The sequence below is a fragment of the Streptomyces sp. T39 genome, assembly GCF_008042045.1.
Taxonomy (GTDB): domain Bacteria; phylum Actinomycetota; class Actinomycetes; order Streptomycetales; family Streptomycetaceae; genus Streptomyces.
Genome location: NZ_RDBP01000059.1, coordinates 64,371 through 91,060 on the forward strand (window position 1 = coordinate 64,371; position 26,690 = coordinate 91,060).

Annotated in this window: 24 protein-coding genes and 1 pseudogene; 11 read left to right on the forward strand and 14 right to left on the reverse strand. The window is 70.8% G+C overall.

Translation table 11 applies throughout. The features are described from left to right. Positions 1–57: 57 nt before the first annotated feature. Positions 58–1,371: an MFS transporter gene (locus tag EAO77_RS34635; protein ID WP_222723734.1), complete on the forward strand. Its 1,314-nt coding sequence runs from the start codon at positions 58–60 to the stop codon at positions 1,369–1,371. Positions 1,372–1,380: 9 nt separating this feature from the next. Then, positions 1,381–1,668, forward strand: a pseudogene (locus EAO77_RS34640) (porphobilinogen synthase); the annotation flags it as partial. On the opposite strand, the gene EAO77_RS34645 reads toward EAO77_RS34640, so the two are convergent. From EAO77_RS34645 to EAO77_RS34655, 3 genes are read right to left on the reverse strand one after another with little or no spacing between them, the layout of a single operon-like run. After that, complete coding sequence (locus EAO77_RS34645; RefSeq protein WP_147992291.1) at positions 1,658–2,764, reverse strand: saccharopine dehydrogenase family protein; 1,107 nt, start codon at positions 2,762–2,764, stop codon at positions 1,658–1,660. The pseudogene EAO77_RS34640 and the gene EAO77_RS34645 overlap by 11 nt on opposite strands. Then, the gene (locus EAO77_RS34650; RefSeq protein ID WP_147992292.1) at positions 2,761–4,194 is read right to left on the reverse strand and encodes an aldehyde dehydrogenase family protein; all 1,434 of its coding nucleotides are present in this window, start codon (positions 4,192–4,194) and stop codon (positions 2,761–2,763) included. The genes EAO77_RS34645 and EAO77_RS34650 overlap by 4 nt, the downstream gene beginning before the upstream one ends. Before the next feature lie 51 nt (positions 4,195–4,245). Further along, entirely contained in the window at positions 4,246–4,962 is a 717-nt protein-coding gene (locus tag EAO77_RS34655; RefSeq protein ID WP_147992293.1) for a type 1 glutamine amidotransferase domain-containing protein, read from the reverse strand. 204 nt (positions 4,963–5,166) lie between these two features. On the opposite strand from EAO77_RS34655, the gene EAO77_RS34660 reads away from it, so the two are divergent. From EAO77_RS34660 to EAO77_RS34685, 6 genes are all read left to right on the forward strand, one after another. Continuing rightward, positions 5,167–5,769: a TetR/AcrR family transcriptional regulator gene (locus EAO77_RS34660; protein WP_261994287.1), complete on the forward strand. Its 603-nt coding sequence runs from the start codon at positions 5,167–5,169 to the stop codon at positions 5,767–5,769. Between the two features lie 446 nt (positions 5,770–6,215). After that, a complete protein-coding gene (locus EAO77_RS34665; protein ID WP_147992294.1) occupies positions 6,216–7,190 on the forward strand; it encodes an alpha/beta hydrolase in 975 nt (324 codons plus the stop codon). 363 nt (positions 7,191–7,553) lie between these two features. After that, positions 7,554–8,801: an NADH:flavin oxidoreductase/NADH oxidase family protein gene (locus EAO77_RS34670; RefSeq protein ID WP_147992295.1), complete on the forward strand. Its 1,248-nt coding sequence runs from the start codon at positions 7,554–7,556 to the stop codon at positions 8,799–8,801. Positions 8,802–9,138: 337 nt separating this feature from the next. Continuing rightward, the gene (locus tag EAO77_RS34675) at positions 9,139–10,059 is read left to right on the forward strand and encodes an acetoacetate decarboxylase family protein (RefSeq protein WP_147992296.1); all 921 of its coding nucleotides are present in this window, start codon (positions 9,139–9,141) and stop codon (positions 10,057–10,059) included. A gap of 23 nt (positions 10,060–10,082) precedes the next feature. Next, on the forward strand, positions 10,083–11,681 hold the full coding sequence (locus EAO77_RS34680; protein WP_147992297.1) for a succinic semialdehyde dehydrogenase: 1,599 nt from the start codon (positions 10,083–10,085) through the stop codon (positions 11,679–11,681). Positions 11,682–12,313: 632 nt separating this feature from the next. Further along, positions 12,314–12,919 carry a TetR/AcrR family transcriptional regulator gene (locus tag EAO77_RS34685; protein WP_147992298.1) on the forward strand — a complete coding sequence of 202 codons (606 nt, stop codon included), beginning with the start codon at positions 12,314–12,316 and terminating at the stop codon, positions 12,917–12,919. Positions 12,920–12,983: 64 nt separating this feature from the next. On the opposite strand, the gene EAO77_RS34690 is transcribed toward EAO77_RS34685, so the two are convergent. From EAO77_RS34690 to EAO77_RS34710, 5 genes are all read right to left on the reverse strand, one after another. Next, complete coding sequence (locus EAO77_RS34690; RefSeq protein WP_147992299.1) at positions 12,984–13,631, reverse strand: histidine phosphatase family protein; 648 nt, start codon at positions 13,629–13,631, stop codon at positions 12,984–12,986. A gap of 17 nt (positions 13,632–13,648) precedes the next feature. Beyond that, entirely contained in the window at positions 13,649–14,719 is a 1,071-nt protein-coding gene (locus EAO77_RS34695; RefSeq protein ID WP_147992300.1) for a phosphotransferase family protein, read from the reverse strand. A 535-nt stretch (positions 14,720–15,254) separates the two neighbouring features. Then, on the reverse strand, positions 15,255–15,854 hold the full coding sequence (locus EAO77_RS34700; protein WP_147992301.1) for a TetR/AcrR family transcriptional regulator: 600 nt from the start codon (positions 15,852–15,854) through the stop codon (positions 15,255–15,257). 355 nt (positions 15,855–16,209) lie between these two features. Next, the gene (gene lysA / locus EAO77_RS34705) at positions 16,210–17,529 is read right to left on the reverse strand and encodes a diaminopimelate decarboxylase (RefSeq protein ID WP_147992302.1); all 1,320 of its coding nucleotides are present in this window, start codon (positions 17,527–17,529) and stop codon (positions 16,210–16,212) included. A gap of 14 nt (positions 17,530–17,543) precedes the next feature. Continuing rightward, positions 17,544–17,948, reverse strand: a complete 405-nt coding sequence (locus tag EAO77_RS34710; RefSeq protein ID WP_410088754.1) for an SAV_915 family protein — start codon at positions 17,946–17,948, stop codon at positions 17,544–17,546. Between the two features lie 417 nt (positions 17,949–18,365). Here EAO77_RS34710 and EAO77_RS39065 point away from each other — a divergent pair, with 417 nt between their 5' ends. Continuing rightward, positions 18,366–18,542: a hypothetical protein gene (locus EAO77_RS39065; protein WP_187283546.1), complete on the forward strand. Its 177-nt coding sequence runs from the start codon at positions 18,366–18,368 to the stop codon at positions 18,540–18,542. 184 nt (positions 18,543–18,726) lie between these two features. Here the strand turns inward: EAO77_RS39065 and EAO77_RS34715 are convergent, their stop codons facing one another. Then, the gene (locus tag EAO77_RS34715; protein ID WP_147992303.1) at positions 18,727–19,137 is read right to left on the reverse strand and encodes a RidA family protein; all 411 of its coding nucleotides are present in this window, start codon (positions 19,135–19,137) and stop codon (positions 18,727–18,729) included. A gap of 468 nt (positions 19,138–19,605) precedes the next feature. Between EAO77_RS34715 and EAO77_RS34720 the strand changes: the two genes are divergently transcribed. Continuing rightward, positions 19,606–20,457 carry an NAD(P)H-binding protein gene (locus tag EAO77_RS34720; RefSeq protein ID WP_147992304.1) on the forward strand — a complete coding sequence of 284 codons (852 nt, stop codon included), beginning with the start codon at positions 19,606–19,608 and terminating at the stop codon, positions 20,455–20,457. A gap of 360 nt (positions 20,458–20,817) precedes the next feature. Here the strand turns inward: EAO77_RS34720 and EAO77_RS34725 are convergent, their stop codons facing one another. Both EAO77_RS34725 and EAO77_RS34730 read right to left on the reverse strand, forming a co-directional pair. After that, entirely contained in the window at positions 20,818–21,021 is a 204-nt protein-coding gene (locus tag EAO77_RS34725; protein WP_315986129.1) for a cupin domain-containing protein, read from the reverse strand. 446 nt (positions 21,022–21,467) lie between these two features. After that, positions 21,468–21,662: a hypothetical protein gene (locus EAO77_RS34730; protein WP_147992306.1), complete on the reverse strand. Its 195-nt coding sequence runs from the start codon at positions 21,660–21,662 to the stop codon at positions 21,468–21,470. A gap of 544 nt (positions 21,663–22,206) precedes the next feature. Here EAO77_RS34730 and EAO77_RS34735 point away from each other — a divergent pair. Next, positions 22,207–23,670, forward strand: a complete 1,464-nt coding sequence (locus EAO77_RS34735) for a tetratricopeptide repeat-containing protein (RefSeq protein WP_187283544.1) — start codon at positions 22,207–22,209, stop codon at positions 23,668–23,670. 82 nt (positions 23,671–23,752) lie between these two features. On the opposite strand, the gene EAO77_RS34740 is transcribed toward EAO77_RS34735, so the two are convergent. From EAO77_RS34740 to EAO77_RS34750, 3 genes are all read right to left on the reverse strand, one after another. Then, the gene (locus EAO77_RS34740) at positions 23,753–24,496 is read right to left on the reverse strand and encodes a Sua5/YciO/YrdC/YwlC family protein (protein WP_147992308.1); all 744 of its coding nucleotides are present in this window, start codon (positions 24,494–24,496) and stop codon (positions 23,753–23,755) included. Next, the gene (locus EAO77_RS34745) at positions 24,493–25,758 is read right to left on the reverse strand and encodes a 2-isopropylmalate synthase (RefSeq protein ID WP_261994288.1); all 1,266 of its coding nucleotides are present in this window, start codon (positions 25,756–25,758) and stop codon (positions 24,493–24,495) included. The genes EAO77_RS34740 and EAO77_RS34745 overlap by 4 nt, the downstream gene beginning before the upstream one ends. A 151-nt stretch (positions 25,759–25,909) precedes the next feature. After that, positions 25,910–26,690 (reverse strand): MFS transporter (locus tag EAO77_RS34750; RefSeq protein ID WP_222723735.1); only part of this gene is annotated, 781 nt, incomplete at its 5' end.

Genomic DNA, 26,690 nt, shown 5'->3' on the forward strand with positions numbered 1-26,690 from the left:
ACGTCAGCACATGCCAGACCTCGCTTCCCCAGCCCGGAAACAGTGAAGGAGCCGCACGTGAGCCACGCTCAGGCAGAGACCGGAAACACGGCCGGGGAGGGAATCCTGCCGAGCCCCACCCTGCGCTCGAAGCGGAAGTCCCTCGTCGCCAGCACGGTCGGGAACGTCCTCGAGTGGTACGAGTGGAGCGCCTACGCCGTCTTCGCGCCGTTCATCGCCACCGTCATGTTCAACGCGTCCGACGGAGTGTCGGCGCTGCTGTCCACCCTCGCCGTCTTCGCGGTGGGCTTCCTCATGCGCCCGCTGGGCGGCATCCTCTTCGGGCGGGTCGCCGACCGGCGCGGCCGCAAGTTCGTGCTGGTCACGACCATGCTGATGATGGCCGGCGGAAGTCTGGTCATCGGGCTGATGCCCACCTACTCCTCCCTCGGGTCCTGGGCGTCGCTCATCCTTCTGCTCGCCCGCATGACGCAGGGGTTCGCTCACGGCGGTGAGTCCGCGACGGCCAACACCTACGTCGCGGAGATCGCGCCGAGCGAACGCCGCGGGCTGTGGGGAAGCATCGTGTTCGTCGCGATCTTCGGCGGGTCGGCCATCGCCTTCTCGGTGGGCGGAGTCGTGACGACCGTGCTCTCCGACGGTGAGGTCGCCCGGTGGGGCTGGCGCATCCCCTTCCTCCTCGGCGCCCTCCTGGCCCTGGCAGCGCTGTACCTGCGGCGCAGCATGGACGAGAGCGACGTGTTCGCCGAGGAGAATTCGGGTGCCCAGGTCCAGCCGCTGCCCAGGGGACAGGTGGCTCGTGGGGTCCTGCTCGTCATCATGATGACCTCGGGTATCACCGCGGCCCACTACACCTGGACCTCGTATGTCTCGACCTACGCCATCGCCCAGAAGGGCATGGACGCAGGCGTCGCCTACTGGTGCTCGGTGGGGGCGCAGTGCGTCGCTCTGGTGACGCTGCCGCTGTGGGGCCGTCTCTCCGACAGGGTCGGCCGGCGTCCGATGATGATCACGTTCGCGGTGCTGATGAGTGCGCTGCAGATCCCGCTCACGGGCGTGATAGGTGCGCAGGGCTGGACGCTGCTGGTGGCGGCCTCGGTGGCTCTCACCGTTGTGGCCATCCCCGGAGCGCTGCTGTCGGCCACGATGTCGGAGAATTTCCCGACGCGGGTGCGGACGCAGGCCATCGGCTTCGCCTACTCGGTGTCCGTGGCCGTGTTCGGCGGTACCGCGCCGTATCTGAACCAGCTCTTCATCGACCTCGGCGTGGCGCGGCTGTCCAGCTTCTACATCATGCTGTTGTGCGCGTTCACCGGCATCGCGTGCTACCTGATGCGGGAGACGAAGGGCATTCACCTGAAGGACGCCTGACCGGCGGTGGCGGATCTGGTCGGGTGCGTACCCGGTGGTCAGAAGGAGGTCGCCGGCGTGCGCCCCGAGGTCGGCGCGGCCGTGGACGTGCCGGTCGGCGCGTGCCGGATCAGCGGCGAGTACGCGATGATCGAAACGGCTGCCGGGAAGGGCTGGATCGACCGGGACAAGGCGATCCTGGAGCCCCTCGCCGGCAGCCGCCGGGCCGGCGCGCAGATGGTCCTCACCTGTGGGGCCGCCGAGGTCGCGCAGAGGTTCTCCGGCAGGGATCGAGGCCGCCGACGGCTCAGACGGTGACGAGTCCGAGCTCGGCACAACCCTGGTGGAGCGTGTCGAGCCCGAAGGCCGTGACAGGTCCGACGACACCGGGTGTGACGCCTGCGCGGGTGGCGATGTGGTGGGCCGCCCAGGCGATGAGTTCGCCAGTGAGGCTGTAGGGGTTGGGGCCTTCGAGGTGGACCTCTGCGAGTGGCCCCTGATTCTCTCGGCCTGCGGAGGCGACGGCGACGACGTGCGAGGGAATCCGTGCGCGCAAGGCGGCGTCGGGCCCGCCCGGCGGGCCGAGGAGCAGGGGCCGGGTGAGGGCGTCGGTCACCTTGCCGCCTGCCGGAAGGCGTGTGGTGGCGTGGGTGAGGGCCGAGTAGGCGGAGAGGAAGCGGCTGAGCTCAGGGAACCAGCCGTTGTAGACGGTGACGTCCTCGAGTGAGGGGAACTCCCCGGGCAGGAAGAGCACTTCGGTGCCGGAGACGAGGAACGCCGACTTTCGACGGCCGCGCACGGTGAAGCGGCGAACGCGGGAAGCGGTGCGTTCGTCGACGAGTACGCGCCGGTGCCAGCGTGCCGAGGGCAGGGTCATTCCGTCGCGCATGGTGGTGCGTGTGCCCTGGCTGATGCCGCGCCAGATGGGCCCGGTGGCGAAGTAGCCGATGTCGACGCTGGTCGCGGCTTCCCCTGCCTGCCGGAGAGCGAGGGCCGCGGCGAGGATGCCCGGCACGTAGTCGTAGCCGAAGGCCGGCAGCATCACCGCCCCGGTGTCACGGGCGCGGTGGTGGTGAAGGGTGTGCAGGGTGCGGACGAATCCGACTTCACCGCTGGAGTCGAGGTAGTGGGCTCCGGCGTCGGCGGCGGCCTGCGCGACCGGGAAGCCGAAGCGTTCGAAGGGGCCGACGGTCGTGATCAGTACGTCGCCACGCCGCAGGTGCCGCTTCAGCCCGTCGGGGGTGGTGGCATCGACGACGAGGTGATCGAGCCCGCCGAAGCGTTCGGCCAGGGCCGCCAGGGCGGTGGGGTTGCGGCCGGCGACCGTAGGCCTGACACCTCTGCGCAGCAGGGCGTCGAGGACGAGGTCGCCGGTGTAGCCGGTGGCGCCGAGCAGGATGATGCGGCTGTTCATCGCTTCCTTCCCAGGAGCGGGTGGGTTCGGGACACGGCCTTGGCGATGAAGGCGAAGGAGCGGGAGGTGTGGGGTGCGTAGACGAGGCGCAGGGTGTCGGGCCGGGTGGGCTTGGAGAGGACCGGCTTGTGGTGGCTGAAGGTGTCGAAGGAAGTCTTGCCGTGGTAGGCGCCCATTCCGGATTCCCCGACACCGCCGAACGGCAGGTTCGGGACGCCGAGGTGGATCATCGGTGCGTTGAAGACGAGTCCGCCGGACGAGGTCCGCTCCAGCAGGGCTTGCCGGGCTGTCGTGTCGCGGGTGAAGGCGTACAGGGAGAGGGGCTTGTCGCGGGCGTTGATGAAGTCGACGGCCTCGTCGACGCCGCGTACGGTCAGGATCGGGAGCACCGGCCCGAAGATCTCCTCGCGCATGACCGGAGCCCCGGACGGCACGTCGGTCAGGACGGTGGGGGCGATGTAGCGGTCCCCTGCGTCGCAGACGCCTCCGGTCAGGAGATCGCCTTCCGCCACGAGTCCGGTCAGGCGGCGGAAGTGGCGGTCGTTGACGATGCGGCCGTAGTCGGCGCTGGTGCGGGGATCGGGGCCGAACATGTGCTGGATGGCGCCGGGGAGTTCGGCCAGGAGGGAGTCGCGGGCGGCGTGGGTGACGAGGGCGTAGTCGGGTGCGACGCAGGTCTGGCCGGCATTGGTGAACTTGCCCCAGGCCAGTCGGCGCGCGGTGACGGCCATGTCGGCCGTCTCGTCGATGAAGACGGGTGATTTGCCGCCGAGTTCGAGGGTGACGGGTGTCAGGTTCTTCGCCGCTGCGGCTGCCACGATGCGGCCGACCGCGCCGTTGCCGGTGTAGAAGATGTGGTCGAAGCGCTGGGCGAGCAGTTCGGTGGTCTCCTCGACCGCTCCTTCGACGACAGCGACGGCCTCCAGGTGGCGGGGCAGGAGGTCGGCGAGCAGGGCGCTGGTGGCGGGGGCGAGCTCGCTGGGTTTGACGACGGCCGCGTTGCCGGCGGCCAGCGCGCCGACCAGGGGGTTCAGGGTGAGCGTCAGCGGATAGTTCCAGGGCGCGATGATGAGGCAGACGCCGAGGGGTTCGGAGTGGATCCGGGCCGTCGCAGGCTTGATGTTCATCGGTACGGAGACCCGCCGGGGCCTCATCCAGCGGTCGAGGTGGCGCAGGGTGTGCTCGATCTCGGCAAGGACTCCGCCGATCTCGGTGAGGTGCGACTCGGTACGCCCCTTGCGCAGGTCGTCGTAGAGGGCTTCCTCGATGGCCGAGGTGTGGTCCCTCAGCATGCGTCGCAGGGCGTGGAGCTGTCGGCGGCGCCAGGCGGCCGGCCGGGTGAGGCCCGAGTCGAAGGTGGCGCGGAGCCGTTGGACGGTTTCCGGGATGTCCTGGTCCTGCTGTGCGGCAGGGGCGGCGGTGCCGGTCATGGTCGCGTGCCTTCCGGGCGAAGTGGGGACGGTGTGGTGCCGCGGGTGCGGCTAGCGGACGGTCGCGGCCGCGTTCACGTCGGCGACGAGGCGGTTGGCGAGGTGTTCGGAGGAGGGCGGGTTCTGCCCCGTGTAGACGTTCCGGTCGACCACCACATAGGGGCGCAGCGGCAGCCGGGCCTTGGAGTACTCCGCCCCGCTCTCGCGCAGCCGGTCCTCCAGCAGCCACACCGCCTTGCGGCCGAAGCTGTTGAACTTCTCCTCCAGATTCGACAGCCCCGTCATCCGGTACCCGGTGAACGGCCAGGACCCGTCCTCGTTCTGCGCCGCGAACGCCGCGGCCGGCGCGTGGCACAGCAACGCGAGGGGCTTGCCCGACCCGAGCACCCGGGTGATCAGCGCACCCGACACGGGGTCCACCGACAGGTCCTCCATCGGACCGTGCCCACCCGGATAGAACACCACGTCGAAATCGTCCGGATCCATGTCCGCGAGCACCAGCGGGCTGTCCAGCTCCGCCTTGATCGACTCCAGGTAGGCCGCCACCTCACGCAACTTCGACGGCCATCCCGCCGTCCGCCCCATGCTCAGCTGATCCAGAGTCGGCGCCCTGCCGCCCGGAGTCGCGATCGTGATCTCCCACCCCGCCGCCGAGAAGATCTTGTGGGGCATCGCCAGCTCCTCGCCCCAGTAGCCCGACGGATGGACCTCCCCGTTGCGCAGCGTCCACCGGTCCGCCGCGGACACCACGAACAACACCTTCGTCATGACGACCTCCTCGTCCTGCATGGATCACGCCCTCCGCCGGAGCGGTGGACATATCTGCCGAATTACGGCGTGAGTGGCCCGGAAACATCATCTGTCCCGCGACAGGCCCGGGCGACCGGTCGGCCACAGGGCCATCACCTCACGATGACAGCGTATGCCATAACTGACACAGACTGCCATGTTTGGCACTGCTAACCTTTGCGCATGAGGGAGCCCGCCACGCCCGGCCTGCGCATGAAGACCCGCCGAGCCGTCACCGAAGCCCTGACCGACACCGCTCTCGAGCTCTTCGACACCACCGGCTTCGACCAGGTCACCGTCGCCGACATCGTCGCGGCAGCAGGGATCTCCCAGCGCAGCTTCTTCCGCTACTTCAGCAACAAGGAGGACGTGGTCTTCGGCGACCGCATCCCCTCCGCCAACGAGGTCCGGGACGAACTGCTCCGGCACCTGGACGGGAATCCGGCCTGGGAGGCGCTGCGCAGCACGTTCCGAGCGGCAGCTGTGGAAATGGACGACGACAAGGGGCACTGGAAGCGGGCCACCCGCGTCATCTGCCACACGCCCGGACTCCGCGCGCGCTACCTGGAGAAGCATCTGGCCTGGACCGATGCCCTCGCCCCCGAGATCGCGTCCCGGTTCGACCAGGAGACTCCCGATGCAGGGCTCAAGGCTCAGACGATGATCAACACGGCACTGGGCTGCTTCGACGTCGCCCTGATGCGCTGGTCCGACAGCGACTCGGGACCTGCTCTCGCCGCTCTCGTCGACGAGGTGTTCGGGTTCGTGCGCTTCCCTCACACCTGACGGGCGTTCTCACCGAGGCTGCGTTCCGGAGCCCGCAGGGCCGGCCGTACCGTCTGCCTCCAGGCCGAGAGGGCCTGCCGATGTGCGGCGCTGCCGCACAGCGCCGCAAGCATCGCGACGACGGCGCCGACGACCACCCCCGCCGACCGCACCAGCGGTCATCGCGCCCAGGCGGGTCACTGCGCGCGTCTGGCCGGCGGGCCGCGCGCCGGCGCTGATCGCCAGAAGCGATGCACCCAGAGAGCGCCGACACACCGGCCGACGACGACGCAGAAGCATGAGCACCGTGGACGGTGAACGGCCTGCGAGCTGACGGCCGGGTTGCGGACGGCATTCGGGGCACAAACGATGGTGTCGGGCATTGCCGCCCAAGCGGGGGGATCGCCATCCGCGGCCGGCAGGGCCGCAGCAACAGGGCACCTGTGTGCTCGCGACATGGAGTGGACATGGCTGAGCTTCCTCCCCCGATCACGCCTTACCTCGAACCGGCTGCGAAGGAGTTGTGCGAGGCGACCGATCCTCATCCGCGGATCTACGAGGTCCCGCCGGAGAAGGGTCGTGACATCCTGCTGAGCCTGCAGGTCGACCCGAGCGTGCCCAAGCCGGAGGTCGACGAGGAGTGGGTGGAGGTGGACGCGGGTGAGTGGGGCACCGTCCGGACCCGCATCATCCGCCCCAAGGGAGCGACCGGGCCGCTGCCGGTGGTCTTCTACATCCACGGTGCCGGCTGGGTCTTCGGCGACGACAGGACCCACGACCGGCTCTTCCGCGAACTCGCGGTCGGAGCGGGCGCCGCGGGTGTCTTCCCGGTCTACGACCGGGCGCCGGAGGCGAAGTACCCCACCCAGGTCGAGCAGAACTACGCGGTGGGCCAGTGGGTCCTGCAGCACGGCGCGGAACACGGTCTGGACACCTCACGCATCGCCGTGACCGGAGAGTCGGTCGGAGGCTGCATGTCCACGGTGTTCGCGCTGATGAACAAGGAACGCGGCGGCATCGACCTCAAGGCCCAGTGCCTGCTCTACCCGGTGGCCAACGCCGACTTCGACACCCCGTCCTACCTGCAGTTCGCCGAGGGCTACTACCTCACCCGCGACGGCATGAAGTGGTTCTGGGACGCCTACACCACCGACCCCGCCCAGCGCGCCGAACACCACGCCTCACCCCTGCGGGCCACCCTCGACCAGCTCAAGGGCCTCCCCAGGACCCTGGTCATCACCGACGAGGCCGACGTCCTGCGCGACGAGGGCGAGCAGTACGCCAACAAGCTCCGCGAAGCCGGCGTCGACGTCACCTCCGTCCGCGTCGCCGGCATGGTCCACGACTTCCTCCTCCTCGACAGCCTCCGCGACACCCGCGCCGCCAACGTGGCACGCAAACTCGCCGTCGACTTCCTCCACACCGCACTCCACGACAGCTGACACACCGCGCCTCTCCCCGCACGAACGAAGGAAGCCGGGCCCGCCGGCGCCATCACGGCGTCGGCGGGCCCGGACCGTTCCCCGCGGAGCCGCCCGGAGGCCGGCTGCCGGGCCTGGCGGCCGTCACCGGGACGTGCACGGCAGCGGTCGCGCCCACCCGATCGAGACTCCTCCGTGGGCCGCCTCTCCGACCCGTACCGACCACGTCGACGTCACCTTCCGCAGTTCCGTGACTCCTGTTGCGGTGGTCTTCGAATCCGTGTGCGACCTACCCCACACTCCTCGATGTTTACGGCGATTACATCGTGCTCTAATGTGAGTAGTGCATACATCGTGAGTGATCGAGATGGAAGAGGGGATCGGATGACGAGCGAGCTGTTCTCGCCGCTGACCCTGCGCTCCGGGCAGGTACTGAAGAACCGGATCGCGAAGGCGGCCATGGAGGAGAACATGGCCGGCGAAGGCCAGCTCCCCGACTGGCGGCTGCTGTCGTTGTACCAGCACTGGGCCACAGGGGGCACCGGTCTGCTGATCACCGGCAACGTGATGGTCCACGCCGAGGCACTCACAGGGCCGGCCGGCGTCGTCCTCGACGAACACGCCCCGCTGGAGCCGTTCGCCGACTGGGCGAAGGCGGGCAAGTCCGGTGGCGGTGCGATCTGGATGCAGATCAACCACCCCGGCCGGCAGGTCGCCTCCGACATGCCCGGCGTCGTCTGGGGCCCCACGGACATCGGCGTCAGCCTGGGCAAGCACAGCAGCCGCTTCGGCAAGCCCGTCGCCATGACCCCCCAGCAGATCCAGGACACCGTGGCGCGGTACGCGGTCACCGCGCGACGAGCCGAGGAAGCCGGCTTCGACGGGGTCGAGGTCCACGCCGCGCACGGCTACTTGCTGTCGCAGTTCCTCTCCCCACTCGTCAACAAGCGCACCGACCAGTGGGGCGGCTCGCTGGAGAACAGGGCCAGAATGCTGCTGGACATCGTCCGCGCCGTCCGCGCCGCCGTCTCGCCTTCCTTCGCGGTCGCGGTGAAGCTCAACTCCGCCGACTTCCAGCGCGGAGGCTTCGGCGCCGACGACGCCCGCCAGGTGATCGAGATGCTCGACCCCCTCGGCGTCGACCTGGTCGAACTCTCCGGCGGCAGCTACGAAAGCCCCGCCATGACCGGCCGCCCCGCCGACGATCGAACCCAGGCCCGCGAAGCGTACTTCCTCGACCTCGCCGAGGACCTCGTCAGCACCAGCCCGCTGCCCCTCATGCTCACCGGCGGCATCACCCGCCGCGAGACCGCGGAGAAGGTCCTCGGCAGCGGCGTCTCGGTGCTCGGCATGGGCACCGCGCTCGCCATCACCCCGGACCTCCCCGAGCGCTGGCGCCAGGGACGCGAGGCCGGCCCCACCATGCGGCCGGTCACCTGGTCCGACAAGGCCCTCGCCGCCGCCGCCAGCATGGCCCAGGTGCGCCACCAGTTGCGCCGCCTGGCCCACGGACGCGTCACCAGGCCCGGCACCCATCCGGCGATCGCCCTCATATCCGAACGCCGCAAGCAGCAGCGCGCCCTGCGGACCTACCGCGCCTGGCTGGCCAAGCCCCGAGCCACCAAGGCCTGAGTTCCCCGCCCCGGACGGCGACGAGGAACTCGCCTCGGAGACCGATGCGTTCGCCGCCCTCAGGAACGAGGCCCTTTTCCGGAGGCAGCGGTACGCCCCGGGCCGACCCTGCCGCGCGCGGCCTCGTCCGCGGCAGTCCGCCGGACGCTCCGGAAGCCAGGCTCCGCGGCCCGCCCTTCCTTCCCGCTGCAGGCGTCCCGTCCGGGTATGGCGCACCCCCGTTTCATCTCGGTTGCCGAGGTCACGTCCACCATCCCGCACATCATTGTTGACGGTGCTCACATTGCCCCTTACAGTCATGTGTACACCGCTTACATGAGAATGAGGAGCTCCCACCATGTCTTCCACGCAGAAGGACTACGTCAAGGTCGACCTGGGCGGCCGTGAGGTCGCGGTCCCCAAGGACGGCCTGTACGACCGCTACCGGATGAACCCCGACCTCGACGAGATCGCCCGCGACCCCCGCGTCAGCGGCGTGGACTTCTTCCGCCGGCTGCCCAAGATCAAGGTCGACTCCCCGATCGGCTCGACGCTCACGCCGAACTTCTACTACACGATGTCCACCGCCCGGCTCACCATGGTCGCGCCGTCCCGGGCGATCCGCGCCCGTCTGCCCGAGGAGCTCTCGCCCCTGGAGATCGTGCCCGGCCTCGGCCTGGTCTCGGTGATGTTCTTCCGGTACGACGTGTGCGACATCGACTTCTACACCGAGGCCGCCGTCGGTATCGCGGTCAAGCCCGCACGGCACGGGAAGCTCGGCTTCTTCGACCTCGTCTCCGGCCTGAAGAACGAGCACCTCGACTCCCACGTGCTGTCCCTTCCCGTGAACTCGGACATCGCCCAGGTCCGCGGTCACGACGGCTACGGCTTCCCCAAGTGGGTCACCGGGCTCGACGTCGACATCAACGACCTCCGGACGACGGCCCGCGTGGCCAACGACGCCGGCGGCGTCGACGTGTCGCTCCTGGCTGACACCCCGGCGCAGCGGGCCTACCCGAGCGGTGAGCGCGTCAGCTCGCTCACCTCGTACACGACGATCAACGGCGCGTGGCACGCCACGCTGAACCAGACCAACGTGCTGAACGCCGGCACGACGCGCAGCACCGGCGGCGTCGCCCTCCAGCTCGGTGAGGGTCGCCTGTCCGACGACCTGCGCTCGCTCAAGCCGAAGAAGACCGTCCAGTTCGACGTCATGACCGAGGGCCAGGCCGCCCTCCACATGCCGGTGCCCACCTCGGTCCGGAGCCGGAACAAGTAGCAGCACGGAGCAAGGAGTCCGCCATGGTCACCCATCACGCCAGCCGCCCCACGTCCGCCCGCAGCCCGGGCCTGCCCGCGTCCATCACCACGTCCCTGCTCAAGCAGCTGACCGCGCGGGTGTCGGCCGCGCCGGATGCGGCGCGGGTCACCACCAACGCCCCCTACACCGGGGTGCCTCTGGCCGACTTCCCCGTCTCCACCCCGGAAGACGTCGAGGCCGCGTTCGGGCGGGCCCGGATCGCACAGAAGTCGTGGGCCGCCACGCCGATCGCGGAGCGCAAGCGGATCCTGCTGCGCTACCACGACCTCGTCCTGGCCCGGCAGGACGAGGCGCTGGACCTGATGCAGGCCGAGAACGGCAAGACCCGCCGCGACGCCTACCTCGAGGTCGTCGACATCGGCATCGTCTCGCGCTACTACGCCCGCAACGCGGACAAGTACCTCGGCCCCAAGCGGCGCCGCGGTGCGATCCCGCTGCTGACGCACACGACCGAGCTGCGCCACCCCAAGGGCGTCGTCACCGTCATCTCGCCCTGGAACTACCCGCTGAGCATGGCCGCCAGCGACACCATCGCCGCACTGATGGCCGGCAACGCGGTCGTGCAGAAGCCCGACACCCAGACCGCGCTCACCGCCCTGTGGTCCATGAACCTCATGTACGAGGCGGGTCTGCCGGCCGACGTGTGGCAGATGGTGATCGGGCGGGGCGGCTCCATCGGCGGTGCGCTGATGGACAACGCCGACTACATGATGTTCACCGGCTCCACCGCCACCGGCCGCCGGATCGCGAGCGACGCCGGCAAGCGCCTGATCGGCGCGTCCCTCGAACTCGGCGGCAAGAACGCCATGATCGTCCTGGACGACGCCGACATCGAGAAGGCCGCCGAAGGCGCCGTCAACGCCTGCTTCCCCTCCGCCGGACAGCTGTGCGTCTCCATCGAGCGTCTCTACGTGGCCGAGTCCATTCGCGACGCGTTCGTCGCCGCGTTCGTCGCCCGGACCAGGAAGCTCAGGATCGGTGCCGCGTACGACTACAGCGTCGACGTCGGCAGCCTCACCACCCCCTCCCAGCTCACGACCGTCACCGAGCACGTCGGCGACGCCGTCGCCAAGGGCGCCACCGTTCTGGCCGGCGGCAAGGCCCGTCCCGATCTCGGGCCGCTGTTCCACGAGCCGACCATTCTCACGGACGTCACCCCCGACATGACGGTGCACGACCACGAGACCTTCGGTCCCGTCGTCTCGATCTACTCCTACCGCGACGTCGAGGAGGCGGTCACGATGGCGAACGCGACGACGTACGGCCTCAACGCCAGCGTCTGGTCGCGCAACGGCGCCCGGGGCCGGGCCGTCGCGGCCCGCGTGCACGCCGGAACCGTCAACGTCAACGAGGCCTTCGCCGCAGCCTGGGGAAGCATCGACGCCCCCATGGGCGGCATGGGCGACTCCGGACTCGGCCGCCGCCACGGCGCCGAGGGCATCCTCAAGTACACCGAAGCCCAGACCGTCGCCCACCAGCGCCTCCAGGGCTTCTATCCGCCGGCCCGCATCGCCCCCGAAACCTGGGCCGGTCTGCTGACCGGTGCGCTCAAGGTGATGAAGGCAGTCGGCATGCGCTGAACCGTGACCGGTCACGCAGCGTCCGCCCACCCTGCACACAGGCTTCGACCGGTCCGTCATCTCCCCGCCTGTCAGCGACCGACCGGTCGAAGCCGTGGACCAGGCACCATCGTGCGGCTCACGTCGACTCGGCCCTCCGCGTCGGGTCAGCCGGACGCGGCAGCTGCACAGGGAACGGCGCCGCTTGCGGCGAATTTCGGCGGCCACGGCGAAGACAGGTGCGACGGCTGCCCGGACGAAGCGGACGATGTCCAGCAGCGTTCCGGCCCTGCTCTCCAGCGAGCCACCTTCAGGGGTGAGCGCTCGTCGGAGACGGCACCGGCGGGGCGGTCGGCGCTTCGGCGTGGACCGTCACGGCGCCGGTGATCAGCAGACCGGCGGCCCGCGGCGGCCCAGCGCCGGTACAGGGTGAGTGCCTGTTCGCCGGGGAGCCGGCCTCCGGCAGCCACGTTCACCTCCACGGCCGCCTTCGCCGGCCGGTCCGTACCCGCCCAGGGCGCGGCAGCAGCGGAGAGAGCAGCTCACCGGCCCTCCCGGTTCTCACTTCCCTTTTCGATCGTTTAGGATGTATGCACCATTCACATTGTGTCAGGGTGCACGTAGTGGATACATCGGGAGAGCGAGGGTGACCCATGTCACAGAGCAGCACGTATCACCACGGCGACCTGCGTGCCGCCTGCGTACGGGCGGCACGGGAACTGCTGGAGGAGGACGGCAGTGCCGGCCTGTCGCTGCGCGCGGTCGCCCGTCGTGCCGGAGTCTCGGCCACGGCTCCCTACCGCCACTACGCGGACCGTGAAGCGCTCGTCTCCGCGGTGGCCGCCGAGGGGTACCGGGAGCTCGCCGAGCACCTGGCGGCAGCTCATCCCGCCCCCTCGACGCCGGACGATCTGGCCGCTGTCGCCGTCGCCTACGTCCGGTTCGCGCTCGAGCACCCTGCGCTGTTCCGTGCCATGTTCGCCGAGCCCTGCGACCCGACCAGCGAGGAACGCGTCGCCGCGACGCAGGCCATCTCCGCCTACGTCCGGGGCCTCGTTCGTGACGCTTTCCCCGGCACGGACGACACCGACGCCCTGTCGACCACCGTGTGGGCGCTCGTTCACGGCTTGGCGTTCCTGCATCTCGACGGCAAGCTCGACACCTCCACTCCGGAAGCCGTCGCCCAGCAGGTCCGCGCCTCCGTGTTCGCACTGTTCACCGCTTCCCCCGCGATCCGGGCGGCGCCAGCGGCCGGCTGAGGGACAGGAACGGGAACGCTCCTGCCGGGGCAGTCGGCCAGCCGCTCCACCGGTACCGGCCGCGTCACCGGTAGGTGAGCATCCGACGTCGGTCGCCGGCGAAGTGGGCGTGCTCGTTGAAGGTCAGGAGGGTGGTCCCGGATCCGCCCACCACCAGGGTCGTGAGGGATGCGTTGACGGCCACCCGGTTGAGTGCGACCACTCCTTCGGCGGGCAGTGACAGCAACGCGCCGCACACCGCGGCGATCAGGCCGGCCGAGGTGAACACGACGGCATCGCGTCCCCGGCCGAGCGTGGCGGACAGCTCGGCCAGCGCGGTGCGGGCGCCGTCCGCGAACGCGGTCCAGGTTCTCCCCTCAGCGGGCCCGGAGTCCTCCATCCACGCCGTCAGGGCGTGGTCGAGCAGGTCCTGCACGGACCGCTCCTCGTTGCGGGGCGGGGCGTAGCGGCCCAGCAAGGCGAGGTGGTCGTACTCGTTCCAGCGGGCGTCCTGGTGGAGCGATCCCTGGAATCCGGCGGCCTCGGCGGCGATGCGGGCCGTGTCGCGCTGACGGGTGAGGGTGCCGGCGACGAGGTACGGGTCGCGCAGTCCGCGGCGGGCGAGTTCACGCCCGACGGCGGAAGCCTGAGCGCGACCGAGGCCGGACAGCACGTCGTAGTCGCCGGCGTCGGCGGACGCCTGACCATGGCGGACGAGGCAGATGAGTGGCATAGGAGGTTTCCGGCCTGTCAGCTGCCGCCGGTGCGGCGGATGACGGAGCGGCAGCGGTGGTCGAGGTAAGTGACGGCCATCCAGAGGTTGCGGAAGGCCTGGTTGCGGGTCTGCTTGTGGTAGTAGCGGTAGTAGATCTGCTGGGCGATCACGGCGAGCCGGAACAGCCCGAAGACCTCGTAGAAGCGCCAGTTCGCGGCGGACAGGCCCGTGGCGTCGCAGTACCGTTCGACGAGCTCCGCGCGGGTGAGCATGCCGGGCAGGTGGCTGGGCTGGCGGCGCATCGCCCGGGCCATGCGGCCGTCGTCGGCCTGGACCCAGTAGGCCATGGCGCTGCCGAGGTCCATCAGGGGGTCGCCCAGGGTGGCCAGTTCCCAGTCGAGAACTCCGGTGACCTGCAGGGTCTTCTCGTCGAGGACGAGGTTGTCCAGGCGCCAGTCGTTGTGGACGACACAGAGGGCGACATCGTCGGGCTGGTGGTCGGCGAGCCAGGCCGTCACGCGCCGGAAGCCGGGGGTGTTCCAGGTGCGGGCCTGTGCGTAGCGGCGGGTCCAGCCCTCGACCTGGCGGCGGACGTAGCCCTCTCCCCTGCCGAGGTCGGCGAGCCCGGCCGTCGCGGGGTCGATCCGGTGCAGCTCGGCGAGGGTGTCGACGAAGGCTTCCGAGAGCGCCCGGGCGCCGCCTGGCGTCAGATTCACGCCGCGCGGGAGTCTGCCACGGAGGATGAGCCCGGGCACTTTGTCCATGACATAGAAGTCGGCGCCGATGACGCTGGGGTCCTGGCAGAGTGCCCGGACGGTGGGAACGAGCGGGAAGGCGGGCTTCAATGCCTGCTGGATGCGGTATTCGCGGGCCATGTCGTGCGCGGAGCCGGCCTTCCTGCCCGCCGGCGGGCGCCGCAGGATCAGTTCCGTGCCGAGGTGCGGGTAGCTCAGTTGATAGGTGAGGTTCGATGCGCCGCCGGTGAACTGGACGACGTCGGGGGCGGGGCCTGTCAGGCCTTCCAGCCGCCCGGTCAGCCAGGCGTGCATACGTTCGACGTCGAATGCGTCCTCGGCGCGGACATCACCTTGGTCCGTGTCTTTCATCAGCTCCCCGGTCGAGTCGGCACCACTCGCCCGCTGTGCAGCGGGCGCGGATTCACGCAGCTTGCGGCACCCGGCCGGTCAGGCTGCGGCGGGAGTCCTCGCCGAGCCCCGGTGCCGGTTCACGGCGTCCTGCGCAGGGGTCGGGGGGCGGGCAGGCGGCCGGGGCCGCTCGGACACGGCAGGGCGCGCTCGCCCCCGGGGCCACATACCGACCGGTACGGACTCTGAAGTCATGGGCGCCGACCCTAGCTTGTTGAGCGATGCTCGACAAGCGGGGGGCGGACGTTCCCTGGACCCCCTGTCCGCCTCCCGCATGCGGTGGACCTGGACGGGCCGCCCGATGTTGACACCGCTCACTCCGCCGACTAATGTACACGGCGCACACATCAGGTGCACCAGTGACGCCAGGCCGGGTTCGGCGCCCGCGCCCTGCGCCTGGGCGGGAGCCGTCCGCCACCGCCCAGCATCCGGCTACCCCGCGGACCGGCGGCACGACTGCCGTGCACGCGATTGCCGTGCCTCACCCGGCCCGGCGTCAGCGACGGACGGCGGCGAACTGTTCCAGGGTCTGCTCCAGGCTGCTCACGAGCAGGTCGACCAGGTCGTCCTTCGTGACGACATCAGCGGTCGAACTGACGGCCATCTCCTCCGCCATGGCCAGCCAGCCGCGCGCAGCCAGCCGGTGCAAGGGTGTGGGGGCGTGGATTCCCGCGGCTTGCAGCACTCGGTCGGCCAGGGTGCGACGGTTGTCTTCGAAGACCTCCAGCACCAGGTCATCCCCACCGGCCGCCGCCCGCACCACCGCCACGTAGGTGTCCTTGCGGCGCTGCACGAACGACACGAAACCGTCGACGATGCCGCGCACCCGGTCCTGGGGAGTGCCTTCCTCAGGGGCTGCGGCGTGAAGGAGCAGCCGGCGTCCCCCTGCCTGGACGACGGCGACGTAGTAGTCCCGCTTGGTCGGGAAGTAATGGAAGAGCAGCCCGCGGGAGATTCCCGCCTCGACGGCTACCTCGTCGATGGACATCTCATGGATGGGCCTGGTGGTGAGCAGGCGGAGCCCGATGCTGATCAGCTGAGCCCTGCGCTCCTCCGGCTTCAGCCGTACACGGGTGGGCGCGGGCTTGGTGGTCATGCTCGCGGAGCCTAGCTTTTTGAGCATTGCTCGACCAGCCGCCTCGGTGGCTCGGTACGGCGCACGAGCACTGTTGACTGTCTGTCCTCCCTTCGCGGGTGAGCCACCGCTGCCGCAAGCCGCGGTGGGTGAGGCCGGCAGCGTGCGGAACCCCGTGTCCCGGTTCCAGGCATGGTCTTGTCGTCGCTTCGGCCGCAGGACGCCCGCCGACGGCGGCAGGTGCTGGTGGCCTACTCGACGAAGCTCCGTACCCCTCCCGCCCACTCCCCCTTCCACGGGCCGAACCGTCAGCCACACCGCAGTGGGAACGGATTCGTTCCGGGCAGCTTCCGGCCCGACCGTCGTCGGGCGTGGCTCACCGGCCGACGTCGCGGGCCTGGAAGTCGGCCAGCGTCTCGCGCCGGACCAGCAGGCGGGAACGGCCCTTGTCGACCGCCACCACCGGCGGCCGCCCGACGAGGTTGTAACCGGAGGCCATCGACAGGTGGTACGCGCCGGCGACCGGTACGGCGAGCAGGTCTCCGGGGCGGATGTCGCCCGGGAGCGCGGCATCGGCCGCAAGGACGTCGCCCGCCTCGCAGTGCCGTCCGACCACGGTCGCGGTGGAGGGCCCCGCCGTCGAGTGCCGTCCGATCAGCCGCGGTGCGTAGCGGACGCCGTACAGGGCGGGCCTGGGGTTGTCGCTCATGCCGCCGTCCACCGCGACGAACGTACGCGCGCCGGTGCGCTTCACCGCGAGGACGCGGTAGAGCGCGATGCCCGCGGGTCCGGTCACGGCACGCCCCGGCTCGATGAGGAGCCGCGGGACGGGCAGCCGGGCGGCAGTGCAGCTCTCGGTCAGTTCGGCGCGCAGGGCGCGGGCGAGTGCGGTGACGTCCAGGGTGGCGTCGCCCGGCCGGTAGGCGATGCCGTGGCCGCCGCCCATGTCCAGTTCGTGCAGGACGACGCCGTGGGTGTCCCGTACGCGGGCCATGAGTCCGACCATGCGCCGGACGGCCACGATGTACGGCTCGACGTCGGTGATCTGTGAGCCGATGTGGCAGTGCAGGCCGGTCAGTGCGAGCCGCGGCTGGCCGAGGACGCGGGCGATGGCGTGGTGGACCTGTCCGTCGGTGAAGGACAGCCCGAACTTCTGGTCGTCGGTTCCGGTGCGGATCTTGGCGTGCCCGCCCGCGACGACCCCCGGCACGACCCGGATCATGATCTTCTGGCTGCCGTCCCGCACGGCGGCCGCCAGCCTGGCGATCTCGGAAGGGCTGTCGATGACGATGCGTCCCACGCCCAGCCGCAGTGCCGCCGCGAGGTCCTGCGGTGATTTGGCGTTGCCGTGCAGCACGATCCGGTCGGGCGGGAAACCGGCGGCCACGGCGAGTTCGAGTTCACCGGCCGAGCACACGTCCAGTCCGAGGCCTTCCTCGTCCATCCAGCGCACCACCGCCTGCGAGAGGAACGCCTTGGCGGCGTAGAGCACATCGCCGTCGGGGAAGGCGTGCCGGTACATCCGGCAGCGTTCTCGTACCTCGCCCTGATCGAGCACGTACACGGGTGTCCCGAACTCCGCGGCGACCTGCGCGAGATCCACCCCGCCGACAGCGCGAGCGCCGTGCGCGTCCTCGGTCGTGGAAGCCGGCCACAGGGACAGGTCGTCCGCGGTGGTGGGAACAGTCGTCGTCATGATGTCTCCGTCTCTCACGCGGCGCGGGCGGCGGGTCGGCTGGTGCCGTGGGGTGCTCCGGCACTCTCGTCGGCGGTTGTGCGGACCGGGGGGAGGCAGAGCACCGGGTCGAGCGTCAGCCGGGTCACACCGAGCGGCTCGGCGAGCGCCCGCAGAGCGGACTCGGAGAGCACGATCCAGGACGCCTCGGGCCCGAGCGCCACGGCGAGCAGGCCGGGGCAGGTGAAGGCGACGGCGGTGCGGGGGCCCGGAGCGGTCCGGAACAGGCGCAGCGCCGCGGCGTGGGCAGGCGCCGGCCTGACCGGTACGTACAGCGGCCCGGCCGGGACCTGTTCCTCGGGTTCGGGTTCGGGCTCCGGGGCGGGACCGGATCCGGAGTCGTCGTCAGTGGTGTCGTTGTCGTAGGTGTACAGGCACACGGGAACCTCCAGGCGGGGCACGGACGGCGCCCCGGCCACCCGGTGGGGCGGAACTGGGGCACGGCACCGAAGCTACGCCCGCCCGTCGCTGCTCCCGGCGCTCCATGACGGCCCTCTGACGCGGGACGTCCGGCGCATGACGCATCGCTGACGGTGCACCGACCGGGTCGGCATACATGGTTCACGCAGTGGGTGACGTACTGGTCGTGCCACCGTCCCCGCTGCGGCCGACCACCCATCGGCCCACCGCGTGATCTGCTGCGACAGCGCCTCGACACACGGGAACGGAGCCAGTAGCCGCAGGCGCCCCCGGACCGGGGCCGACGTGGGCTTCCCGGACCGGGGCCGACGTCAGGATCGCGCAAGGAATCCATTCGCCCGGTGGCATCCAGGGGCGGAGGGCGGGACTCTTCGTACATGGCTTCCGTTTGGCGACCCGACCGCGGCATCCGGCGCGTCGTGGTCGCTTGCGCGGCGGCCGCCGCGGTCCTTCTCCCCGTCGGCGCCACCGCCGGCAGCATTCTGATGATCGGTCTCGGCGTATGGGCCGTGATCGCCGCCTGCGCGCTGGAGTTGGTCTACCGCTCCCAGTAGGGGCAGGCGGTGGGGCGACGCCGACTGGTGAGGTCTGCGGCCGTACGCACCGCCGGGACACCTGATGTGTCTCCGGGGCCCGTCAGGCAGGCCGCGGTGCGCCCCTCGAGGCCGCCTGATCCGGCAGGTTCCACTGACCGCATCTGCCACAACCGCGTGTTGATCTGTGTCCTGTGGAGGGGTCTCAGGAATCGAGTACGGCGGCGACTGCTTCGATTTCGACGAGTTGGTCCTCGTAGCCGAGCACGGTGACGCCCATCAAGGTGCTGGGGACGTCATGGTCGGCGAACACGTCCCGTACGACCTGCCAGGCGGCCACCAGGTCCTCCCGCCGGGCCGATGCGACGAGGACGCGGGTACTGATGACGTCCCGCAGCGACGCGCCTGACGCGGAGAGAGCGGTCTGCATGTTCTCGATGGCTTTCGCTGCCTGGCCCGCGTAGTCCCCGATCGCCGCTGTGGAGCCGTCATCGTTCAGCGGACACGCGCCGGCGAGGAAGATCAGGCGTGACTCGGCGGGTGCAGTGGCCGCGTAGGCGTACTCGGCGACGTCTGACAGAGAGGCGGAGCGGATCAAAGTGATGGCATGAGGCACGGTCGTCGGGTCCTCTCCCGTCGGAAGTCGAGTGCGCGGACATCCTGCCAACGGCCAGTTGGCTTTCGCCTTCCCTTTTTCCGACCAGAGCTCGGGGCGGTGCCTGCCTCCTGCCCGGACGGACTGCCCCGGTCGGACCGTTGCCGCGCGCACGGTGTGATTCCCGGCAGATCCGTGTCCTGCGCGGCCTGCCGGGCGTGTTCGCCGTCCCGTTCGCCGTTGACGCATCCGCGTGGTGGTGGAGGCGGCCCCGGCCGTGTCGAAGCGGAGGCCTGCCGCGTCGGCGCAGGAGGCGGGCGTGCCGTCCTCGGACGAGGAAGCACGTGCCGCGCGCGGAGTACGGCTCGGCGACGAGCACGTGGCGCGCTTCGCCGAAGCACGGGAGCCACGCCGACGACCGCGGGTTGACCTCAACCCTGGTTGATGTACGAGAGTCGCGTCACCGAACAGCGAGCCGAGGAGATGTCGATGAGTCAGCCCAGGATCCTGGTGACCGGCGCGACCGGAAACGTCGGGGGCGCGGTTGTCGCCCGACTGCGCGCGGCGGGCGTGCCCGTGCGGGCGCTGGTGCGAGGGGATGCGGACTTCCCGAAGGGGGTGCAGGCGGTACGCGGCGACCTCGGTGATCCCGCCTCGCTGGGCACGGCTGCTGAGGGTGTCGACGCGGTCTTCCTGGTGTGGCCTTTCCTGAGCGCCGAGGGCGCGTCGGACGTGATCGACGCGATCGGGAAGCACGCGCGACGGGTGGTGTACCTGTCATCCGCCGGGGTCGGGGCCGAGAAGGACAAGCCCGGCGAGGCGATCACCATGTTCCACACGGAGCTGGAGCGGCTGATCCAGGCATCGGGCCTGGAGTGGACGGCGCTGCGGCCGACCGGGTTCGCGAGCAACACGCTGGGCTGGGCGCGGGAGGTCCGAACCACCGGTGCGGTACGGGCGCCGCTGGCACGGCTGGCCCGCCCGCTGATCCATGAGGCGGACATGGCCGCGGTCGCCGTCCACGCCCTGACGGGCGACGCCCTGCTCGGCGCGCGCCCTGTGATCACCGGCCCCGAACTGGTCACCCAGGAACGGCAGGTGGCGCTCATCGGCGAGGCGATCGGGCGACCGGTCCGGTTCGAGGAGGTCACCCTGGACGAGGCCGTCGAGCAGATGAAGGCCGCCGGCTACCCGGCACAGTTGGTGGAGGCCGTACTGCCGGCCCAGGCGCAGATGCTCGGCGACCCGGAACCCGTCACCGATGAAGTGGAGCGCATCACCGGCACACCGGCCCGGTCCTTTCAGCAGTGGGCAGTCGACCACGCGGCGGACTTCCGCTGAGGGGACATCGACAGACGATTCATGCCCCTGGTGCAGGCGTCTCAGCGTCATCGCCCGGCGGGCCGGCCTCGCCCGGAAGCCGACCTGCCGCATCCCACCGCTACCGGCCCCCGGTCAAAGGGACACCTCCGGCCGAAAGGCAGGGCCCTCCCCCGCCGCCGGACCGCCATGCCCGGTCCGCTGTGGGGACCCGGTGCCACGCGCGGTTGCGCACACCCGGCGACACGCCGGGAACACCGCCGTGGCAACGAAGTCCACCGGACGGGGGCACCGGTAACCGCCTCGCCGGGGCCTTCGGGGGCCCCGGCGAGGTACACAGGGCGCCAGCGGCAGGTACGGCACCGGTGTGCGGGGTGGGGTTCACGCCCCGGGTTGTTCCACGATCACCAGTGTGCCGCGGCTGCCCGGGCCCACTGCGTGGCGGGCGCCGGCCGGCACCCGGTACATCTCGCCCGACTCCACGGCGACCGCCTTGCCCTCCACCACCAGTTCCAGCCGCCCGTCGAGCACCAGCAGCACCTCGTCGGCCGCGTGCGCCTCCTCCCGGACCGGGCTGCCGTCCATGCGCAGGACCTTCACGCAGGCCGCCCCCACCTTTCCCAGAGAGCGTGAACTCCAGGCCTCCGGCAACGCGGCCGCTGTCTCCCTGACGTTGATCGAACTCATCGCATGCCTCCCCTCGGGCTGCTACCACCACGAGGTGCGCAGCCCGCCCGTCGCGTTCAGCGGATGCCGGAAAGCTATCCGAGCAGGAAGGCTCGCCGGTCGACCGTTCGGTAAAACCTCGCCGTCGGCCACCGCTCGACACCGAGACCTGCCCGCCGGAACAAGCCACCCCCACCCGCAGGACACCAGGGCGGGGGTCGTCGGGCGAGCCGGCGCCGGGCCCCCACCCGGCATGGCGCCCGCCCTCCGACCCTGTCAGGCCGGCCGGGTCAGCGCCGGCGAGCATCCCCACAACGGCCGGGGGCGCTCGGACCGGGTCGTCGAGGAGGTGTGGAGCCGGGCGGTCATCGGGCGCCCGGCGGGCCCGAGCGCCCCCGCCACGTCGTGAACAGCCCGACTCCCACACCCGTCACGGCGGCGAACGCCTCCGGTCCGGTGGCGGCGTACACGACGGCAGCGAGGCCGATCAGGCACAGCAGGGCGATCAGTTCGAGAACGCTGCTTGCGGGTGTCCTCTTGTCGCTCTGGAACTTCGTCATGCCTTCATTGCAGTCGACGGCCCCCGCAGGGTGTGTTCGGGGCGAACGAACCCGCAGATCACCGGATGTGCGGAGCCTTGCGGTGCAGTTCGGCCAAGTGCAGAACAATTCGGCGTACGGCCCGTAGCCTGGGAGGGTGACGACGGGGGACGACGAACTCGCCGGTGCGCTGGCTTCGCTGGCCCGTGATCTGGCCATCTTGCGTATCGAGAACGGCAATCCGTCCCTGCGTACGATCGAGCGCGAGGCGCCTCCGAACCGTCCGCTCTCCCCTTCTGCGGTGAGCGAGGTGCTCAACGGCAAGAGGCTGCCGCGTATCGACTTCCTCATGGCCTTGGTGCACACCTTGATCACTCACGGGAGCGGGGGACGTCCGCCGCAGCGGCAGGACCCCCGGCTGGACACATGGCGGGTCCGCTGGCGCGAGCTGCAGTTGCTGCAGGTGACAAGCCGCCTCTCCCCGCCTACCGCTACCCCGACCGGGCCAGCGGGCTCCCTCACGGAGCCTGCGGCGGGAGGCGATTCGGCGGACACCTCTCCACCGGTGGACGACGCCTCCGCCGAGGAGACGTCCCGGCCCGCCGTCCCGGTGAGCGGAATGGGGCCGCTCGTCGCGCTGCAGCACGAGGAGGTGCGGGTGTTCGTAGCCATGCCGGGCTCCACCATGGGCGACACAGCCGGGTGGTCGAGCATCCCGGAGATCCGTCGGCGTCTCCTCGAACCCGTCGCCACACGCATCGGCGAGATCCTGGGCCGGCCGGCGACGCTCGTCGTGGAGAAGGAGAAGACGGCCACGGGGGCGGTCCATCGCTCCATGTTCGCCGAGGCCCTGGACGCCGACGTGTACATCGCCGATCTGACCGGTGGCAATGCCAACGTCTACCTCGAGCTGGGGGTCCGCTGGGCGCTGCGCGACGGAGTCACCGTGCCGATCAGCCAGGATGTCGGCGACGTGCGCTTCAACGCCTCGTCCAGCCGGGTGATCCCGTACGGGCCCATGCCCGACCAACTCGACGACGCCATCCGCCGGATCGCGGACGCGGCCGCGAGCGGTCTTCGTGACCCGCAGCGTGTGGACAGCCCTGTCCGCGACGGTGCTGATCTCGTCGTCGTCGAGCGGGCTGAACTCGAAGGGCTGCGTCACGAGATTCGGGGGCTGCGCGAGGCGCAGGCAGAGGATCTCGTCGAGGCGGCCCTGCGGAGCTCGTCGAAGGCACGGCGGATCGAACTCCTCCAGCTGGCCGTCGCACGCAATCCCGCGAGCTGGCGTGGTCACTTCGAGCTCGGCGTCGCACTGCGTACCGACGGCTGGTACGACGAGGCCGAGGATCGGCTGCGGACGGCCGTGACGCTCAAGGAGGACTTCGCACCCGCCTGGCGCGAGATCGGCCTCACGCTGAGCAAGGGCGGAGCCCCCGGTGACGAAGGGCCCCGGTACGAGGCCGCGACGCAGGCCTTCGACCGGGCTCTCGCCCTCGATGGCGACGACCCGGAGACCTGGGCCAACCTGGGCGGCCTACACCGCAGGCGAGCCCGCGCGTCGGACGCTTTCGACGTGACGGCGCTCGAGAAGGCGCTGGTCTGCTACCGCAACGCAAGCAAGCTCAGCGGGAACAACACCTACCCGCTGATGAACACGGCCCGGGTGCAGCTGCTGCTGTCCGTCGTGCGCCGCGAGGACCCCACGCCCGTCGTCGAGCGCCTTCGCCAGTTGCACCATCTCGCCCTGTTCGCCGTGCACGACTCCGATGGGCAGGACCCGTGGGCCCTGTTCGACCTCGCCGACACACTGCTGCTCACCGGGCGCGGGGACGAGGGGCTCACCGAGCTCAACAAGGCGATCGCGCGGCTCGGGCCCACGGAGCGGGACGTCGCGATCACGTCCGTGGCCGAGCCGCTCCGCGACCTTCTGAGGGTGGCGGACCGGCTGCCGGCCGGGACAGCGAACGCCGTGCGCAGCGCGGTGGCGGCGTGCGCGGCTGCGGCGACGCCCGCTGCCGGACCGTAGTCCTCCCAGGCTGTCGATGGCGAAGCCGTCGAACGCAGCCCGCCACACGACCGCAGTCGACAGAGGCAGAGCGCGGGCATGCTCACCCTCCCGAGTCCTTCTCCGACTCCACGCACGTATGTGCCGACGCGGTCTGCCGGGTGGTGGCCGCGTACCGGGCACGCAGGTGGCGCAGGTAGGCGTCCGCCCTGCCGTGGTTTCGGTCCTGGGCGCCGTGCCGGTGCAGTTCGGGCCGGCCGTCGGGGTGAAGGCGCACTGTCGTGGTTGCCTGCCGCGCTGTCCCGTTCAGCCCGGCGTCCGGTTGCGGCAGGTCCAGGACGGGGACGGTGGCGGGGAACATGGCGAGCGCTTCCCCGGCGGTGGCGGCGGGTGGGTGGCCGGTGCGGTTGGCGCTGGAGACATACAGCACCGGGTATTCGTCCAGCAGGGGCCGCAGCGGCTGCCAGCGGGCTCCGAACAGCAGCACCCAGCCGTCCTTCCGGGCCGGGGCCAGCCAGGCCGGACCTTCCGCACCGCGCCTGAGCGGCAGAAGGACGGTGAGGTGCTCCTCGCCGAGCAGCCGCCGCGCCAGCGCCCCGTGCTGCGGTGCGAGGTCCCACAGTTCGTCGAGCGTGTCCAGAATGCCGGGGTGATGGGCCCACAGGGCGACCGGCTGGTCGGCGTCCCGGCCCTTGGCCCGGTTGACGGCGCGGGAGCAGGTGCCGGTGACGACATGGGTCAGTGGCGCCGGGTTGGGCACGACGACCGCCCCGCCCGCGGCGAGAGCATCACGCAGGAGGGTGAAGTCGGCCGGGGGCCGGGATACGGGGTCCTCGGTGGAGGTCACGGCCTGCTCCCGGAGGTGGTGTGGGTAAGGCCCTGGAGGTAGGCGTCGAAGGCGGCGTCGTCGATGACGGACCGCCCGGTGGCGAAGGCCCGTCTCTTCGCCCAGGCCATCGCCGCGCGCGCCTGGTTCTCATCGAGGGTGTGGCCGAGGCGGGTGGCGACTGCGGTGGCGACCCGGGCGCTGGCCAGCTGGGTCAGCACCGTGCGCGGCTCGATGCCCAGGACCTGATGGGGGTCGTAGGGCTGGAACAGCTCGGGGTGGACGAAAGGCGTGCCGGTGGAGATGGTGCCCACCCCGGTGCCGACGATCGGGGTGGTGACCGACAGTGGCACCCCGGTCTCCTGCGCCACCATCCGCGCGATGCCTGGCAGCCGGGTCAGGTCCGGCCCGGTCCACCACAGCTCGGCGTCGGTGCCGAGGAGTTCGGGTGCGTGCCGGGCGAGGAGGAACAGCAACTGCTCCGTGGCAACCAGGCCGGCGCGCTCCGCGATGCCCAGCCAGGAGGAGGAGATCACGCGAACCCCGGTGTCCAGGGCCTGGAGGCTGTTGGCCAGGCCGAGACCGAGGTCGTTGTGCAGATGGGAGGCGAGCACGGTGTCCGCGCCGGCCGCGGTCCCGACCGCGGTGAACATCTGCCGGCAGGCGTCGGGCAACTGGGCACCGACGGTGTCCGCCAGGACGACCAGTCCGGCGCCGGCGGCGGTCAGCTCCCCGGCGAAGGCGCCCATCAGCGCGTGGTCGGCGCGGGAAGCATCGGCCAGGCACACATCGACTGCCACCTCCTCGTCCAGGTCGCGGGCCCGCTTGACCAGATCGACCCCACCCTGGAGGGCCGCGGCGGCCGGGCGGTGGACCATCACCTGCGCCATCGCCTCCGACGCCGGCACCACCACCATCACCCGCGCGAGACGGCTGCCCCGCACCGACGCCACCGCCTGCTCCACATCCCGCACCGCCCCACGGCACACCGCCGCCACACTCACCGCGCCCTCCGCCTCCACCGCGACCTGGCGCACGGCCTCGAACTCCTCCGCGCACACCGCGGGAAAACCGGCGGCGAACACGACGTGCCGCACCCCGTCCCCGCCGAAGACCCGTCCGGTCTCGCACGCCAGCCGCACCCTGGCCCTCGCCGACATCAGTGTCTTCGCCTGCGCGCCGTCTCGAGCCGACTCCTCCCACAGCACCACTCGCCCCGCCGTTGCGGACTCACGCACCACATCCACCAGCACCGAGACCCTCCCACCGTTCTTGACGATCACCGCCGTATGGCGGAGGAAGCCGGGCGGCCGCCTTCCCTGACCATCACCGCGAACCGCCTGCGCGCGCGGGCGGTCCCGGGCGAGACCACACGAAAGAGAGAGGGGCGCCCCCAGCGGCCCCGGCCCGCGCCGAGCCGGCGGGGCGCACCCCTCAGTGGACGACGGGGGCAGCCGTGCCCGGTGACTCCGGGACGCCGAGCCGCTCGGCGTCTCTTTCCGGGCGCATGAAGCACGCCGCCAGGAGGCCGGTGACCAGCAACAGGGCCGCCGTGACGAGCCAGCCGTTCTCGTAGCCGGCCTTGGCAGTCGCCGCGCTGTCCACGATCCGGCCAAGGACCAGGGGTGAAACGACACCGCCGAGGGCGAAGACCGCCACCAGGGCACCGAGGACGACACCGCGCTGCGCGGGCGGCGTGATCCGGGCGATGGCCGTCTGCGCGGCAGTGATCATGACCAGTGCGACCGCCATCGGGCCGAACATCATCGGGACCTTGATCCACAGCGTGTCGACGGTGGCGAACACGGTCACCGCGCCCGCCGAGGCCACCAGGAGCAGACCGGCGCCGGCACCGGTCGGCAGCCTTCCGACCCTTCCGCCCAGGACTGCCCGGCGGGCCAGCAGCCCGTGAGTCAGCAAGACCACGCCGTTGGCCACGGCTCCCCCGCCGACCGCGGCGGCGGCCCGGTCGAGGTCCCAGCCGACCACCGTCCGGAGATAGTCCGGCAGCCAGGTGAGTTTGGCGCTCATCACCCAATAGGCGGCGAACGCACCCAGTGCCGCCGTGACGAAGGTGCCGGAGCGGAAGACAGCGCGCAGCGGGATGTCCGCAGCCTCCGAGCTCCCCTCTGCAGGACGCGCGTCACGGCCCACCGGTGGGGCCAACGGCCCCTCCTTGCCCTTGACCCTCCACACCGCCGCCCACAGCAGGCCC